Origin of the sequence: Chitinophaga sancti, assembly GCF_034424315.1 — a bacterium.
In the GTDB taxonomy this organism is placed as follows: Bacteria; Bacteroidota; Bacteroidia; order Chitinophagales; family Chitinophagaceae; genus Chitinophaga; species Chitinophaga sancti.
This window is the reverse complement of record NZ_CP139972.1, coordinates 8185698-8200819: the sequence shown is the minus strand read 5'-3', so window position 1 is coordinate 8200819 and position 15122 is coordinate 8185698. Positions and strand designations below refer to the sequence as shown.

Genomic DNA, 15122 nt, shown 5'->3' with positions numbered 1-15122 from the left:
GTTTGTTCCAATTGGAAAAGGTTTGATTATCTCTCATTCTCTGTATAGTATATTGCCAATTGGATGCCAATGCCAAGACTAGATACCAACTTATTGCAAATCAATTAAATACAAAACCAACACGGTCCATTCCTTTCCATTTTCCGGAAATTTATCTGTTTTATGGAAGGCCCCCCTGTTTATAAAATGGATAATTATATATGTTTATTCATCTCATTGAACATAACTTTGACGACTATTTCTGTAATTATGAGACACGCTATCATCCTTATGCTCTTGCTGGCAGTGTTGGGAACCCAGGCACAAAAAGCCTCCCCTGCCGTGAACGAATTTGCAACTATTGATAAAAAGGCACTCCTCATCCCTGACTCAATGACAAAAACTACGGATGGAATTGCCCGGTATATGACCAGCACTTTCCCGGCAGAAAAAGACAGGGTAAGAGGGATTTTTATCTGGGTGGCAACAAATATTGCTTACGACCTGCCGAATATGTTCGCCATTAACTTTTATGAAAGCTCCGCTGATAAGATCAACAAACCATTATTGACCAGAAAAGGGATTTGCGAGAACTACGCCAACCTCTTTAATGACATCTGCCTGAAAGCTGGTATTAAATCTTATGTAGTAGAAGGCTTTACCAAACAAAATGGGTTTACCGATTATATTCCCCATGCATGGTGTGCTACACGGGTAGACAGCACCTGGTATATGTTCGATCCTACCTGGGGTTCCGGCTATGTGAACGGTGGTAAGTTTTACAAAAAGATCAATAACTTCTATTTTAAAACAATACCGGCTAACCTGATTAAATCCCATATGCCATTTGACTTTATGTGGCAGTTCCTGGAGTATCCTGTTAGCAGCCAGGAATTCTATGATGGCAAAGTACAGGTGAATAAATCAAAGCCATACTTCAGTTATAAAGATAGCATCATCGCCTATGAGCGGCTGAGTAAAACAGATCAGTTAATGGCTGCTGCCAGAAGAATTGAAGTGAATGGCGTGAAAAATTCAATGTCGTTCGACAGGCTTCAACACATCAAAGTGGACCTCGAAAATGATAGAAGAGAGAAAGAAAATGAGCGCCTGAATAAGATGGTCAACCTGTATAATAGTGCGGCGAATGATTATAACATTGGTGTTAATGACCTGAACGCATATATTAATTACAGGAACCAGCAGTTTACACCAATGAAAACGGATCCTGAGATTCAGGCGATGCTGGATGGTGTCGAGACCCGTTTTAATAAAGCAAAGGAGAAGATCTCACAGATACAAAACCCTAATCCGGATATGACTGCAAGCATTGGGCAGTTACAAAAGGGAGTGAATGAGGTAATGCCAAGATTGAAGCAGGAGCAGGAATGGCTGACAACTTACTTCGGTAAGAGCAAGTCAAAGCGGAAAGGGATGTTCTATGAGAAGAAATGGACTTGGTTTGGAATCCCCCTGAACTAAACTAAAGCGGCCGGTTGTTTTACGCAACCGGCCGCTTCTATATTTTCCCCTGCCGTCACCGGCCAATTTAAAGACCTGTTGAAAGGCTTTCTTTTATCTGTGCTAAAAACTCTTTCACCGTCTTTGCTGAACCCGAAGCAGGATCTGTCACGGCGCAGTTCATCTTCACAAAATTCTTCACATCCGCCATCTGCCAGATACTCGCCCCGCTCATCTGCGGATAATCTACCTTGAAGCGCCTCATTTCATTCTTTATCTCGTCTACCGTCTTACTATTATGTGAACTTTCGCAGGTACTAAATGAGCCCCTGCACATAAAGATCGGGTATACCGGTTGTACCGCACCCATGGCCGCTTTCCAGATGCCTGGATTCGCTCTCGTTCCTCCGTCATAGCATTGCAGGTAGATAGCATCTACCACTTTCGGATCTGTATTTTGCAGCACCGTTTTCCAGAAATCATTTATCCTGAAAGGACACAGGGTCATGTGCATTTTTAAGCGCGCCGCAATTTTGCTCATCTCAATCACAGAATGAGTATCATATACAGATTCATCATCGATACAAAATGCATCTGCACCTACTACTTCTTTCAATACTTTGCAGATCTTAAACAAGGTACCCTCCTCACCGGTGCCGGTCACCACACCCGGTACCTGCTTTGTAGCATCTACCCAATCTCTCATAAAGTCGAAAGTGTTGGGTGGTTGATTATACCACCTGCCTTCCAGCAGGATTTCAATCCTCGCTGTTTTTTTCAGGCCGGCTACACGGCGCAGATAGGCAGTATCCCCTACCCATTTACCATCATGAATAATTGGATGTTTGCTATCATCGCCGGAATACAGATCGCCATCTGCATGAATATAAAAGCTGGATAACATTACGGTATTGAATCCCGCATCCTGCAGCAATGCATAGGTGGTATCATCTCCGGGATACATACCCCTTCCAAAAATACTCAGGTTTTTTGCAGGCAAAGGCGCCTGCGCGGTACAAAACAAAGAAAAGCCTGTCAGGTAGGAAAGCAGCAATAAGACCTTCATAGTATAGTTATAGTTTATACAACCAAATTAAGTACTAATATCAAGGCTTCCTCACCACTCATATAGTTATATGGCTAGTCATCTAATCTTTGTGCTTCCAGCATGTGCTTAAGCAGCTCCTCAACTGCCATACTCTCCATACGAAATTTACGTGTTACAGCATTGAATGCCCATAGCAGCCATAATAATCCTACAACCTTAAAGAGGAAAGGGCTTGCCATATAGGGAATGAACAAACCCGGAATTAACACGATACCAACGGCCAGGCCAAATGCAATCATTGTCATTTTAGGCAGCTCCGAGGTGATGTGAATTTCTGTCCGGCCCGGGTAACGATCAAATTTCCCCTTCATTACCGATGAATGTAAATTCATCCGGTAGTAAGTTTTGAAGATATCAAAACCTTCTTCATTTATCCGACCGCCAAAAGGTTTACCATTCAGGTTCTTCACACCCCAGAATGCCTTGCTGGCGGGGATAGATGGATCACTGATATCTGACAGCCGCTCTATTATTTCTTCAAAAGGTAATCGGGTACTTAGCGTATACTCGGATTTAATATTCATAATAATTCATTATTCTTTTTCAAAACCATAATCTCTTTCTACCAGGCAAATCCGGGTTTTATACTGTGCATACCACTTTTCCCTTCCCAGTTGCTGCGCAATGATATGATCTGCCTGTTGCTTCCAGTTACGGATTGCTTCCAGGCTTTTCCAATAAGAAACGGTAATTCCCACCCCATCTCTTGCTGATTCTACGCCCAGGTATCCCGGTTGCGTCTTTGCCAGTTCTACCATCAGGGTAGCGGTATCTTTGTAACCATCCTCTACATCAGTTCTTAAAGATGTAAAAATTACTGCGTAGTAAGGAGGTGCTGGTGTAAGGGCTATCATGTTATTTTTGTTTTATGCTTCTTTTACTTCTTCACTATCCAGCAAATCCAACAGGAATTGCTTTGTCTTCTTCGCCTCTATTTTGTAAGGAATTGTGAACAATAAACTGCCGAATACCAGCATGCCAAATGGTGTTAATCCTGCCGGATCAAATTTCGCTGAATGATCACCGATAGCTGCCAGCAACATGGCCACACATATAAGCAACACCACAGACATCCAGAAGGCCGAAAATACCAGCACCGCTATATGCGGACTGCTCTTTACTTTTATCTCTGTCTTCCCCAGGAAATGAATAACCTCTCCTTTTACAATTGGCAGAAAGGAGTTCCTATAATTGATCACCCGCATTATTTCAAAACAGGGTCCAGTTATAGCACCCGTATAAGGTTTATCAGCCGGATCCTTTTTCGGTCCATAACGGGATACCACCAGTAGAGAAATACTTTTTTTAGGCGATACATTTGCTTCCAGTCTCCGCATCACCTCCTCCTCTTTCAGTGTAGTCACCAGGGTATAACGCTCAAAAGGTAATAAGGATTTCAAATTCATAAGCCAAAAATACTAGTCTTTTATCGTAATCCATACCGGGCAGTGATCACTCGTCTTCTCCCATCCTCTCACTTCCTTATCTACCCCTCCGGCAATCAATCGTTTCTCTATATCCGGACTTACCAGAAAATGATCTATCCTTAATCCCGCATTTCTGCCATAGGCATTGCGGAAATAGTCATAAAAAGTATAGATCGTTTCATCAGGATACATTTTTCGCATAGCGTCCGTCCAGCCCTGTGCCTTCAGTTCCTCAAATGCTTCACGGGTCTGCGGCAGAAAAAGCGCATCATTCACCCAACTGGCAGGTTTGTACACATCTTTTTCAGTAGGGATTACATTGTAATCACCCAGGATAATGACAGGTTTGCCACTGGCCATCAATTCCTGTGCATGTGCATGCAGGCGTTTAAACCAGGCTAATTTATATTCATACTTTGGACCCGGAGCCGGGTTACCGTTTGGCAAATATAAACAGGCAATGGTGATGCCATTGATCACAGCTTCTATATACCGGCTATGCAGATCTTCAGGATCGCCGGGTAGTGCCCTTCTCACTTCTTCCGGTTTGCCGATGCGTGACAGGATAGCCACTCCGTTCCAACTCTTTTGCCCATGCCAGATAGCAGTGTACCCGGCTTCGAGAATCGCCTCTTCGGGGAACTTTTCCTGTGGGGCTTTCAGTTCCTGCAGGCATGCCACATCAGGGGCGGTTTCTTTTAACCAGCGGAGCAATACTGCCAGATGGCCATTTACGCCATTCACATTATAAGTAGCTATTTTCATTTTCTTATTTTTCTGATGGCTTTTTTATATCTGATAATGACTGAATGAGACATGCAGCAATGTAACATAACAAAATCCGTTGACGCTGCGACATCTCCATATCCGCAAAGGTAATTAATAGTATAAAAATGCCCGCATACCTGAAAGGAAATGCACTTGCTGGTCATTGTATAAATAATGCGCTGCATCTCTCATATACAGGATATGATTAGTTCCGATCACAGCCTTTAAGCTGTTGACCTGCTCCGGAGAATACAATCCATCGTCCTTTCCATACATTGCATACACAGGAATTCCCCCTTTTACAATCTTTTCTATGACAGGCAGGTTATTGATAGTAGAATACTTCTCATGTTTCCAGAATTCATTGCTGGGCATATCATTGTTCAGATTTGCATAATACTGGTAAAGGGTATCTGCATCCAGTTTTTGATAAATCGCCTGTGCATCCGGGCTCCTGTTAGGAGTAGCAAAGAAGCCGTTTTTTGAAGCCTGTTTAAAACATCCTCTCCTGAATTCAATAGAAGCGCGATCCAGTTTTTCTAAATTGTCCAGGTCTTTTAAACCGGCCGCATCATTTTTCGCTGCATATATTTTTCTACAGGAAGCGATAATCGTGCGATAGGTCTCCTGCAGATTTACAAGAGCACTTACAAGAACCAACGCATCTACCTGTTCCGGATATTTATCGGCATAACCCGTGGCTACAATTCCCCCGAAACTAAACCCGATCAGGGTGGCGCTTTTAATTTGATATTGCTTATAAATATTGTTCAGGTCATCGTAAGATTGCTGGAACGTATATTTCGCCGTCGGATCTACAGAACGGCCTTCCCCCCTCCTGTCATAAGTGATCACGTAAAATCCCTGAACAGCCAGTCTTGCAGCAGTAGTCGATTCAAAATTAATGGCATTACTGCCAGGGCCACCATGCATAAATATCACTGCCGGCTTAGTACTATCTCCAAATGCGTGAGATACAATGATTTGGGCCTTCGCTCCACCGGTGCACACCAACAATAGAAAAAATAAAAATCTCATTAACATAAAAAGTTATCCTGCAAAATAACAAATGCGCAGAAAGACTTCGCTATTCATAAATAATATTGTGTTATGAAACGAACAATAGTTGTGGGGGATATCCACGGCTGCTACCATGAGCTGTTGACCCTACTGGAAAAAACCGGTCTCCGGGATGAAGACCTCCTGATCTCAGTGGGTGACCTCGTAGACCGTGGCAATAAATCAAGAGAAGTATGGAAATACTTCATGGATCGGCCCAATACAATTACACTCATGGGTAACCATGAACGAAAACACCTGCAGGGCGTACTGAATTACGCACAGGAAATAGTGAAAGTACAGATGGGAAACGAATATCCCCAATTCCTGGCCTGGGCTATGACACTGCCTTATTATTATGAAACAGATGAAGCCATCATTGTACATGCAGCGATGGAACATGATCTGCCATTGCATGAACAGAGACAGGATATACTGAGTGGAACAACTTCAGGCGAAAGACACCTGGAAAAGAAATATTCAAATCAGCATACGGAACTGGAAAACCCGGTCAAAGCACACTGGACTGACCACTATACAGGCAAGAAACCTGTCATCTACGGCCATTCCGTTAGCGGCGATCTTCCCCGTATTGTAAACAACACCTACGGCATCGATACCGGTGCCTGCCATGGAGGCTACCTGACCGCCATCGAACTGCCAGGTTTCATTATCCACCAGGTAAAAGTAACACAGGATCACTGGAAAGCACAAATTGCTGAATGGCAGTTGCCCGTATTGAAAAGTAAGGATTGGGATAACATGGAGATCAGCGCTATTCACAAAGAAATAGCAGGCCGTGCTTACAAAGCATCTCCAGCTGTACAGGAATTTCTGCATGAAAAGAAATCTTACCTGGCACTCCTGGATCTTTCGCTTACGCAAATGAAAGCGCAACTGGACCTCTTTGCTATTACCCACAAGGACCACCTGCATGAGTTTCCGTTCAAAACATTCCTGTACAAAAGCAGGTCCGGTACACTCACATTAGCAGATCTGAGAAAGTCGCTGCATACACCGGCCAGGATCACACAACTACAGCATCTTCTTTCTGATAGTATCCTTATCGGCCACAGTCACCGCCAGTGACAAGGCTTTCCGGAAATGTACCATGGCCTGGGTGCGATCCAGCGGAGTATACAAATGCCCTAACAAGGCATAATAAAAATGATTATCTTTTAATGACAACAATGCAGCAGCTTCAATCGCTGCTGCATTGCCCATTACTTTCGACAATGCCAAAATCCTGTTCAGCGCTGCCATCGGAGAAGACTCCAATACCACCAGCTGATCGTATAAATGTAAGATCTGCTCCCACTTCTCCCTGCTATCCTCCTTATGCGTATGCCAGTAAGCAATACCCGCTTCCAGGTGATACTTGGTCAACACACCTCCCTGCGCACCCTCATTCAGATAATAGGTTCCCTTCGCTATCAGGTCCTGATCCCACAGCTTCGTATCCTGATCCTCATATAAGATCATTCCCCCCTGCTGATCGGCCCTCGCCTCAAACCGCGATGCATGAAAACACATGAGTGACAACAAGGCATGGACGGCAGGCAAAGCCGTAGGCGGATGTGAGACTAATAAATAACACAGGCGCATCGCCTCCAGGCAAAGGTCTTTTCGCAGGGTTGTATCCTGTGATGTAGAATAATACCCCTCGCTGAATAACAGGTATAAAGTAGTCAATACCGTATCCAAACGGCTATTGACAGCTCCGGCGGAAGGAGGGATTATCGGTATCTGATCTGCTTTCAGCTTGTCCTTTGCCCTTTGCAGGCGCTTGTAAATGACATCCTTATTCGTCAGGAACGCATCCGCTATTTCCTGCGCACCAAATCCGCAAAGCAGGTTCAATGCCAGCGCTACCTGCGCTTCCTCGGGAATACCAGGATTACACACCGTAAAGATCATTGCCAGCTGACTATCATGAATACGCTGATCAGAGAGATCGATATCCATTTCTGTCATATCACTGCTGTTTTTTTTGATCTCCGGACTTATCTTCTTCGCAAATAACTGATCCCTTTTTATTAGGTTCAGGGTCCTGCGCTTTGCTACAGTATATAACCATGCAGTGGGATTGGGGGGAATACCCTGCTGACTCCACAATTCAGTGGCAGAAAGAAAGGTATCACTCACAATGTCTTCCGCAGTTTCGATGTGCGCAATACCAAAAAGCTGACAGAGTACAGCAATCATCTTCCTGTACTCTGTCCTGAATAAATATGGGAGCAGTTCCTGATCTTCCATTAAGCTTCTTTCATTAGCATACGAACTTCTACAGAACCATTCCATGGTGCATTTAAGACTGGGCAGTTTTTACCGATCTCAGTAGCTGCTGCCAGGTCTGCCGCCTTCACAATGACGAAACCTCCTATAGATTCTTTGATATCCGGGTAAGGGCCATCAGTCACTACCTTACCCGCCTTGATAACAGTGCCCTCTGGTCGGAGACGGTTGCCATGACTAACCAGGCTACCCTCAGCCTCCAGCTTTCCCAGCCATTCCTGCCAGGGCTGGATACTGTCCTGCAAGGCAGCAGGAGAAGGTTGTGCTTCTTTGGAATTGTCTCTTCTGAAGATCAATAAGAACTCATTCATATTGTTAGATTTTTTCGGGAAAATTGAACGGGTTATTCAGGTAACTAAACAGCAAAATGTATTAATGCTTAGCCGCAAACATACCCACTTTATAACTACCCACCGGCATTGGAGAACCAAAGACAATGTTCAAACGGTTATAACTGTTAATAGCTACGATAGCAATCACCAGGTCTATCAACTCTCCTTCTGAAAACTGCGCAGCCGCAGCATCGTAAACTTCGTCAGATACATGGCCCAGGTTTACAGTAGTCAGCGCTTCTGCAAAAGCCAGTGCCGCCCGCTCCCTGTCTGAATAAAAAGGCGCTTCCCTCCAGGCATTCATCACGAACAGGCGATGCTCTTCCTCCCCCATCGCACGCAGTTCCTTGGTATGCATATCCAGGCAAAAAGCACAGCCATTGATCTGCGATACCCGAAAATAAATCAATTCTAATAAGGATTTGTCAAGTGGGGATTTTGCCAGGTAAGGAGCGAAACCGCTTAAAGCTTGCATTGCATTGTTGGCATGTTGAAAATAATTCAGTCTTGTTTTCATGATTTGTGATTTTGCCCTTATGACAAATGGCTTTTCCTGAATTGGACAAAATCAATAAATATTTATTTTATACATTTGTAAGTCAATAAAACCTATGAAAAAGAGTCTATTAATCGCTTTGCTCTGCCTAAGCGCTTTTTTCACCTCCCAGGCCCAGCATTTTACCAATGGATTAGGGATTGCCCTGATCCATGACGAAACAAAATATTCAAAAGACAATCCTTATATAGCCCTTGCCTATACTCCCGGGTTTACTTTTAAAGAAAACAGTAAATACTCTTTTTCCATCAATGCCCCAGTCAGGATCGGGTATGCCCAATATTATTACACGCAGACCTATGGTAGTGTTACAGTATCTGACGACTGGAAAAGCTATCTCTTCCAGGTGCCATTGATGTTTAACTTTAACTATGGTGCGGGATCTTCCCAGAAAGCACGTGGCAGGATTGGATTTTTTGGTGGGGCGGGGATTGCTGCCCAATACCGTACATATGACGAAGTTTATATTGATACTTACAATAGTGTCCATATTATTAAAAACAGCTCCGAATTCAGTACCAATGTTGCCATTAATGCGGGTATCAGGTTTGCGATCGGCAGATCTTACAGGAGAAGAAACCTGGAACTAGGCACCGCCCTACTGGTGGGTGTAACGGGTGAAACACACGACCTCTTTAACTATCATGTCCTCTTCAATTTCTAACAGGCCAGCTGCCCGTTCATGAAAACCGGATCTTATCCCACAGTTTATTGGACACCACCTGCTCAATCACCTGTTCCCGATAATTTCTGCTGATAGGGATGCGATGGTGCTGGATAAAAATCTCATTGCCTTCTATAGCTTCAATTTTATCAATCGCTACAATGTAAGATTTGTGTACCCTGATGAAGGCCTGACTATCCAGATTTTGTTCCAGGTTTTTCAGGTAGAGTAGGGTCACGTATTTCCCTTTTACGGTGTAGATGGTGATATAGTTTTGCATACCTTCTACATAGAGGATATCTTCAAAGTGAATCTTCTCATATTTACTGCCACATTTAATAAAGAAATAGTCGGTAGTGGCTTCAGTTTTCTGTACGTTTGCCCTGTTCACCAGCTGGTGGTATTCCCGGGCCTTACTCACAGCTTTGAAAAAGCGGTCAAAGGTGATAGGTTTCAGCAGGTAGTCCAAAACGTTTAACTGAAAACCTTCAAGCGCATAACTGGGATAAGCAGTGGTGATGATCACCATAGGAGGCCGCTGAATAATCTTCAGGAAATCGATGCCGTTCATTTTAGGCATTTGAATATCGAGGAAGATAAGGTCGATGGGATGCTGGTCCATGAGTTTCATGAGCGCAACCGGGTTTTCGCAGGTATCGACCAGGTGGAGAAAATCAATTTCCTTCACATAGTCGGCCATTCCTTCGCGGGCCAGCGGTTCATCATCTATGATTACGCAGTTTAACATCCGTTTAATAAATTTTATGCGATTTTATGCATGACAGGCAATCCCTGCAATACTGACAGCTCTAATGTCAACCTTACAGAAAATGAAGCACTGTTACTATTTACCGACAGTTCATACTGCCCGGGATACATCAGCTCCAATCTCCGCCTTACATTCTTCAATCCAATTCCTCCATACCGCACTACCTCTTCTTCCTCCTCAGTTCCGGATACGCTATTAGCCACCAGCAAGCACAACTCCTGCCCGTTTACCTGCAACTCTATCTGTACCCAGTTTGCCTGGTCGGCTTGTTTGGATACATGTTTAAATGCATTTTCCACGAAGGTCATCAGTATAAAAGGAGCAATACCCAACCGGGCATCATAGATGGCAGGCAGCTGGATATCGACCTCTACACTGGCATTCTGCCTGAGCCGTTCCAGTTCAATCCCATTTTCAAGGTAGGCAATTTCTTTATTCAGCAGAATCTGTTTGTCATTGCATTCGTACAACTGATGCCTGAGCAAATCAGAAAACTTGGCCAGGGAAGCAGAAGCCATATCCGGATTCTTATGAATCAAAAAAAAGATGGAATTAATAGTATTAAACAGGAAATGAGGATTAAACTGGTACTTGAGGTAATTCAGTTCAGTCTCCAGTTTTTCCGTTTCCAATAGCTGCTCTCTTCTCTTTGTCTGCAGCCAGCTCCTGCCCAGTTTAATGCTCATGGCCAGGGTCATGGCAGCTATCGCACTGGGGAGAGAATTGGCCAGCACAATATTCAGGAAACTGTCGGTATGAAAAAGCGCTTTTACGGTCGTTCCTGCCAGGTATGCAGTAAGATAATAACCGGGTACAATACAAGCGGCAGTGATCAGCGTAGTGGCCACCAATAGCAGTACATAAGTCGTATATTTCCCCTTTTCGAAGTAGCGGGGCAACAAAAAATAAAGATTAAAACAAACAGCCAGCATTTCCCAAAATACATACGTGAAGTACTTGGGAAACATCGTGGTGGTAAAGATGATATCCGCTGCCTTTATAGGGTTGCCTACAGCCACTGTCCACCAGACAAACTGGTAGAACATCCAGAATGGAATATGATAGAGCTTGTATGTATAGAACCACTTCGGCATTACTTTGAAGTTACGCAAAAGGCAGGGTATTTCCTGCCCCCCTTATGTGAACGACATGAAATAATTGACGAACTGCATAATATGACTAATCGTCATCAGCGACGCCCCTGATTTCGTCTGGCACAATTCCTGTACTACTTATATTAAAAATATAGAACTATGGATATTATTATTCAATCCCTCGGATTTAAAGCCAGTAATGCTCTTGAGTCGTATATCCGTGAAAAGCTGAACACGTTAAAAACAGACAAGATCGTACGTGCAAACGTTACATTATATAAAGGGCCGGATAGTACCCCTGAAAATAATTATTGTGAAATCAGGCTGGAAGTTCCAGGCCAGGATCACTTTGCAAAGAAAGTAAGTCCTCATTTTGAACCTGCTGTCAATGAATGTGTGGATGTTCTGCAAGCCCAGATCGTAAAGATCAGGGGTAGAAAAGAGGATGGCAACAGGCACCAGGATAAGACAAATATCCAGGATGTACTGATGCAGCAGGACAGTGATAACAATGAAGATGTAGAATTAGAAGACGTAGTGAAATAGTGTGTTTTAAAAAATGATGAAGGGTGATAAAAGGTTCTTTTTATCACCCTTTTTGTTTGTATCAGTATAACTAAAAGTTATTACCCATTACCATTTACAATTTCCATATGCGACCGCGACATTAGACCTTTGCGGGCATTATGGAAATAGTGAACAAACCTTTTTTAGACCGGACAGTAAGACTCACTACAAGGGAAGTCATCTTTTTGCTTGCATTCGTATTTTGTCTTACACCGCTGATCACGCCACCTATAGCCTTATTAATGGGCTTAGTGATTGCCCAGTTTGTTGGGCATCCTTATTTACACCTCAACGACAAGGCTACACATTTACTCTTACAGATCTCAGTAGTAGGTTTGGGATTCGGCATGAATGTAACGAGTGCTATTCACGCCGGTAGCCAGGGATTATTATTTACCATAGCCTCAATTGTAGGTACATTATTCTTCGGCTTTCTTTTCGGAAAGCTTTTGAAAATTGAGAAGAAAACTTCTTACTTAATTTCTGCCGGCACGGCTATATGTGGAGGAAGTGCAATCGCTGCCATCTCTCCAGTTATCAAGGCGGAGGAAAAACAGATCTCTGTAGCCCTGGGAACGATCTTTATCCTCAATTCCCTGGCTCTCTTTATATTCCCGGCTGTTGGACATTTGTTAAACCTGACCCAAACCCAGTTCGGATTATGGAGCGCTATCGCCATCCATGATACGAGTTCAGTAATAGGGGCTGCCAGTAAGTATGGCGCAGAAGCCCTGCAGGTAGCAACTACTGTGAAACTGGCGAGAGCCTTGTGGATCATCCCGCTTTCTTTGCTGAGTTCTTTTGATAAAAAGAAAGTTAAAATTCCCCTGTTTATTGGATTCTTTATAGTAGCGATGGTGTTGAATAGTTATGTACCGATTGTACAGGAATATGGTCATTATGTGGTAGATGTTTCCAGGGCAGGCTTAACACTAACGTTGTTTCTGATTGGGTGTGGGTTAAATGTGAAGGTACTCAGGGCTGTGGGTATCAGGCCATTTGTACAGGGTATATTTTTATGGATCCTTATTGCCAGCGCAGCATTATGGTCTATCATCACGCTGGTATGATGTGGATGAATCACAGGTAAAATGAAGCCCCCGGAAGTCGCTTAAAAAAGTTTCTCCCAATCAGGGCCCGAATAAAACGGGCTGTCCCGAAGTTTTGAGACAGCCCGATCAAATCCTGTTTATTCAAAAACCGGTTGTTCCGGTAATGTGTATTTCTTACCGGCATTCACCTTCTTCAGGTAATCCATCAGCACACTAAAATATGCCACCATTGGTTTCGCACTCATATCTGTATGCAAATCATCTTTCAACTGTTGTCTCCAGTCAATACTCGCCCCGGGGCTCATCACTTTTTTCAGGAAATCGCCTACGGCTTTGTTGCCCCAGTAATTAGTAGCATGCGGATCCTGGTGCAGGATACTATCCGCAATATGAGCATGGAACTGGAAGACTAACACACTTGCAATTGAGTAATCATAATACTGTGCAGGATCATCATTGATATGTGTCTTGGTCGCAGCATCACAATATTCCTCTCCTCTTTCTGATGGAGGTACGATACCCTGGAATTGTTTTACCAGTTTCCACCAAGCCTGGTTATACTGTTCCTTCGGCAGTCTCTTCGCATACAGGTTATATTCAAACGCTGTCATTACGCCACTGCTCCATGGTAAGCTGACCACATAGCTCAGTGCTTCTTTTAATAATTTCAGTGTATCGTTCGTTGTTGTGTTCTTAGGAATCAGGTTCAGGTTTTCAAGGAAAGGTTTCTGTAAAGAAGCCAGGCCCATCATGGTACCAAAGGCCTCATGAAATCCCCTGTTAGCGCCGCTGCGCAGGATCACCGGAATTTCCGGACGACTATAGGACATGTAATAATAGATATGTCCGAATTCATGCAAAACCGTACTCCAGTAATCGGTCGTAGGTGTAATACTTTCTAAGGAACGCACATCATTTGCGATATCCATGTGCCATGCAGAGGCATGGTTATTTTTGGTAAACGGACTATCGGCAGGCACCGGGTACAAACTACTCTTTTCCCAGAACACCGGTGGCAGCGGATCGAAGCCGAGACTCTTATAGAATTCTTCACTCTGGTGAGCCATCCATTCAGCACCATGTACTTTCAGGATAGAATCAATGCTCAGGCCTTTCACGTCTACTAAGGAAGACCAGTCCTGGCCCCAGCGATTAGGTAACCAGTCAGCGGGGATGTAATCAGGAACGGGTTGTTTATATTTATCAGCCAGGGTGTAACGCGCCCAGGTATGCAACTCTCTGTATAATGGCCATATTTCAGTTATGAACTGACGGGTCAGTTTGATCACCTCGTCCTCACTCATCCCATATTCACGGGCGTTATAATCAAAAAAGTCCTTGTAACCCAGTGGTGTTACAGAAGCATTGCGGAGGTATTGTAAAGAATCAAGACCGGCTTTGAGGGTCTTACCTACTTCCTTACTGGCGATCCATGCTTTTCTCCTTTCCTGGAGGTTATTGGAGGATTCAAGGATTTCATCGATGCGGCCAGTGGTGACAGATTTCCCATCGAGGGTGAACTTGAATCCGTACAAAGCGGATAACTGTTTATTGGTAGCGCTGATACGGCGGGTAACAATATCACCTGCGGTAGCGGGGTTATTCCCGGCATTGAAGAGGATCACTTCGAACTGCCTGAGCTGTAAGGGCGTGAGTTGATCTTTCAGTTGCAGGTATTTCTGTGCAGAATCGATATTGGCCTTACTACCGGTATATTCCGCTAATACTTTATCAGCGGCATCAGCAAGTTGCTGGCTGAGGGTGTCGCCTTTTACGATACGGGTATTGAGTGTCCATTGGGCCAGGTTGTCTTTGTAGACGAGGTCCTGGTAGGTTTTGTTGTAGCCGTCCAGGTAGGTTTGCGCCTGTTCCTGGGTGAGCTTGTTTTTATTATTGTCGGATGACTGGCAGGCTGCTAATGAAAACAGGGCGCCGGTAGCGACAAGGGTGAAACGATTCATAAAGCTTAGATTTTGCGAAGGTGAATTTAG

At 43.9% G+C, this 15122-nt stretch carries 17 protein-coding genes; 5 read left to right on the top strand and 12 right to left on the bottom strand.

All coding sequences use genetic code 11. From position 1 onward, the window contains the following. The first annotated feature begins 249 nt into the window (after nucleotides 1-249). Nucleotides 250-1461, top strand: coding sequence for a transglutaminase domain-containing protein (locus U0033_RS32285; protein ID WP_072363055.1), 1212 nt, complete (start codon nucleotides 250-252; stop codon nucleotides 1459-1461). A gap of 67 nt (nucleotides 1462-1528) precedes the next feature. On the opposite strand, the gene U0033_RS32280 is transcribed toward U0033_RS32285, so the two are convergent. From U0033_RS32280 to U0033_RS32255, 6 genes are all read right to left on the bottom strand, one after another. Next, nucleotides 1529-2506 (bottom strand): hypothetical protein, encoded by a 978-nt coding sequence (locus U0033_RS32280; protein ID WP_072363056.1) that lies wholly within the window; start codon nucleotides 2504-2506, stop codon nucleotides 1529-1531. A gap of 74 nt (nucleotides 2507-2580) precedes the next feature. Then, entirely contained in the window at nucleotides 2581-3072 is a 492-nt protein-coding gene (locus U0033_RS32275; protein ID WP_072363057.1) for a hypothetical protein, read from the bottom strand. A gap of 9 nt (nucleotides 3073-3081) precedes the next feature. Further along, nucleotides 3082-3402: an antibiotic biosynthesis monooxygenase family protein gene (locus U0033_RS32270; protein ID WP_072363058.1), complete on the bottom strand. Its 321-nt coding sequence runs from the start codon at nucleotides 3400-3402 to the stop codon at nucleotides 3082-3084. Nucleotides 3403-3414: 12 nt separating this feature from the next. Then, nucleotides 3415-3954, bottom strand: coding sequence for a hypothetical protein (locus U0033_RS32265; protein WP_072363059.1), 540 nt, complete (start codon nucleotides 3952-3954; stop codon nucleotides 3415-3417). Nucleotides 3955-3966: 12 nt separating this feature from the next. After that, the gene (gene xth / locus U0033_RS32260) at nucleotides 3967-4740 is read right to left on the bottom strand and encodes an exodeoxyribonuclease III (RefSeq protein ID WP_072363060.1); all 774 of its coding nucleotides are present in this window, start codon (nucleotides 4738-4740) and stop codon (nucleotides 3967-3969) included. Between the two features lie 114 nt (nucleotides 4741-4854). Next, entirely contained in the window at nucleotides 4855-5781 is a 927-nt protein-coding gene (locus U0033_RS32255) for an alpha/beta fold hydrolase (RefSeq protein WP_072363061.1), read from the bottom strand. A 72-nt stretch (nucleotides 5782-5853) separates the two neighbouring features. Between U0033_RS32255 and U0033_RS32250 the strand changes: the two genes are divergently transcribed. Next, the gene (locus U0033_RS32250; RefSeq protein ID WP_072363062.1) at nucleotides 5854-6891 is read left to right on the top strand and encodes a metallophosphoesterase; all 1038 of its coding nucleotides are present in this window, start codon (nucleotides 5854-5856) and stop codon (nucleotides 6889-6891) included. Here U0033_RS32250 and U0033_RS32245 read toward each other — a convergent pair. The 3 genes from U0033_RS32245 to U0033_RS32235 form a co-directional block, all read right to left on the bottom strand. Continuing rightward, nucleotides 6838-8058, bottom strand: coding sequence for an RNA polymerase sigma factor (locus U0033_RS32245; RefSeq protein ID WP_072363063.1), 1221 nt, complete (start codon nucleotides 8056-8058; stop codon nucleotides 6838-6840). The two genes, U0033_RS32250 and U0033_RS32245, sit on opposite strands and share 54 nt — an antisense overlap. Then, complete coding sequence (locus U0033_RS32240) at nucleotides 8058-8408, bottom strand: YciI family protein (RefSeq protein WP_072363064.1); 351 nt, start codon at nucleotides 8406-8408, stop codon at nucleotides 8058-8060. The genes U0033_RS32245 and U0033_RS32240 overlap by 1 nt, the downstream gene beginning before the upstream one ends. A gap of 61 nt (nucleotides 8409-8469) precedes the next feature. Further along, entirely contained in the window at nucleotides 8470-8946 is a 477-nt protein-coding gene (locus tag U0033_RS32235) for a carboxymuconolactone decarboxylase family protein (protein ID WP_072363065.1), read from the bottom strand. 94 nt (nucleotides 8947-9040) lie between these two features. Between U0033_RS32235 and U0033_RS32230 the strand changes: the two genes are divergently transcribed. Then, a complete protein-coding gene (locus U0033_RS32230; RefSeq protein WP_072363066.1) occupies nucleotides 9041-9649 on the top strand; it encodes a hypothetical protein in 609 nt (202 codons plus the stop codon). 16 nt (nucleotides 9650-9665) lie between these two features. Here U0033_RS32230 and U0033_RS32225 read toward each other — a convergent pair whose 3' ends face one another. Both U0033_RS32225 and U0033_RS32220 read right to left on the bottom strand, forming a co-directional pair. Continuing rightward, nucleotides 9666-10397: a LytR/AlgR family response regulator transcription factor gene (locus U0033_RS32225; protein ID WP_072363067.1), complete on the bottom strand. Its 732-nt coding sequence runs from the start codon at nucleotides 10395-10397 to the stop codon at nucleotides 9666-9668. Nucleotides 10398-10411: 14 nt separating this feature from the next. Continuing rightward, a complete protein-coding gene (locus U0033_RS32220; protein WP_245801810.1) occupies nucleotides 10412-11530 on the bottom strand; it encodes a sensor histidine kinase in 1119 nt (372 codons plus the stop codon). A gap of 141 nt (nucleotides 11531-11671) precedes the next feature. Between U0033_RS32220 and U0033_RS32215 the strand changes: the two genes are divergently transcribed. After that, a complete protein-coding gene (locus tag U0033_RS32215; RefSeq protein ID WP_072363069.1) occupies nucleotides 11672-12058 on the top strand; it encodes an HPF/RaiA family ribosome-associated protein in 387 nt (128 codons plus the stop codon). Between the two features lie 140 nt (nucleotides 12059-12198). Beyond that, on the top strand, nucleotides 12199-13149 hold the full coding sequence (locus U0033_RS32210) for a YeiH family protein (protein ID WP_072363070.1): 951 nt from the start codon (nucleotides 12199-12201) through the stop codon (nucleotides 13147-13149). Nucleotides 13150-13268: 119 nt separating this feature from the next. Here U0033_RS32210 and U0033_RS32205 read toward each other — a convergent pair whose 3' ends face one another. Continuing rightward, a complete protein-coding gene (locus tag U0033_RS32205) occupies nucleotides 13269-15092 on the bottom strand; it encodes a M2 family metallopeptidase (protein WP_072363071.1) in 1824 nt (607 codons plus the stop codon). Nucleotides 15093-15122: the final 30 nt, after the last annotated feature.

What these genes read in the sequence shown, in the direction of transcription:
- U0033_RS32270 (WP_072363058.1), bottom strand. Translation starts at nt 3,402, where the DNA reads ATGATAGCCCTTACACCAGCACCTCCTTACTACGCAGTAATTTTTACA.
- U0033_RS32225 (WP_072363067.1), bottom strand. Translation starts at nt 10,397, where the DNA reads ATGTTAAACTGCGTAATCATAGATGATGAACCGCTGGCCCGCGAAGGA.
- U0033_RS32215 (WP_072363069.1), top strand. Translation starts at nt 11,672, where the DNA reads ATGGATATTATTATTCAATCCCTCGGATTTAAAGCCAGTAATGCTCTT.
- xth (WP_072363060.1), bottom strand. Translation starts at nt 4,740, where the DNA reads ATGAAAATAGCTACTTATAATGTGAATGGCGTAAATGGCCATCTGGCA.
- U0033_RS32255 (WP_072363061.1), bottom strand. Translation starts at nt 5,781, where the DNA reads ATGAGATTTTTATTTTTTCTATTGTTGGTGTGCACCGGTGGAGCGAAG.
- U0033_RS32285 (WP_072363055.1), top strand. Translation starts at nt 250, where the DNA reads ATGAGACACGCTATCATCCTTATGCTCTTGCTGGCAGTGTTGGGAACC.
- U0033_RS32250 (WP_072363062.1), top strand. Translation starts at nt 5,854, where the DNA reads ATGAAACGAACAATAGTTGTGGGGGATATCCACGGCTGCTACCATGAG.
- U0033_RS32280 (WP_072363056.1), bottom strand. Translation starts at nt 2,506, where the DNA reads ATGAAGGTCTTATTGCTGCTTTCCTACCTGACAGGCTTTTCTTTGTTT.
- U0033_RS32235 (WP_072363065.1), bottom strand. Translation starts at nt 8,946, where the DNA reads ATGAAAACAAGACTGAATTATTTTCAACATGCCAACAATGCAATGCAA.
- U0033_RS32275 (WP_072363057.1), bottom strand. Translation starts at nt 3,072, where the DNA reads ATGAATATTAAATCCGAGTATACGCTAAGTACCCGATTACCTTTTGAA.
- U0033_RS32210 (WP_072363070.1), top strand. Translation starts at nt 12,199, where the DNA reads ATGGAAATAGTGAACAAACCTTTTTTAGACCGGACAGTAAGACTCACT.
- U0033_RS32230 (WP_072363066.1), top strand. Translation starts at nt 9,041, where the DNA reads ATGAAAAAGAGTCTATTAATCGCTTTGCTCTGCCTAAGCGCTTTTTTC.
- U0033_RS32205 (WP_072363071.1), bottom strand. Translation starts at nt 15,092, where the DNA reads ATGAATCGTTTCACCCTTGTCGCTACCGGCGCCCTGTTTTCATTAGCA.
- U0033_RS32265 (WP_072363059.1), bottom strand. Translation starts at nt 3,954, where the DNA reads ATGAATTTGAAATCCTTATTACCTTTTGAGCGTTATACCCTGGTGACT.
- U0033_RS32240 (WP_072363064.1), bottom strand. Translation starts at nt 8,408, where the DNA reads ATGAATGAGTTCTTATTGATCTTCAGAAGAGACAATTCCAAAGAAGCA.
- U0033_RS32245 (WP_072363063.1), bottom strand. Translation starts at nt 8,058, where the DNA reads ATGGAAGATCAGGAACTGCTCCCATATTTATTCAGGACAGAGTACAGG.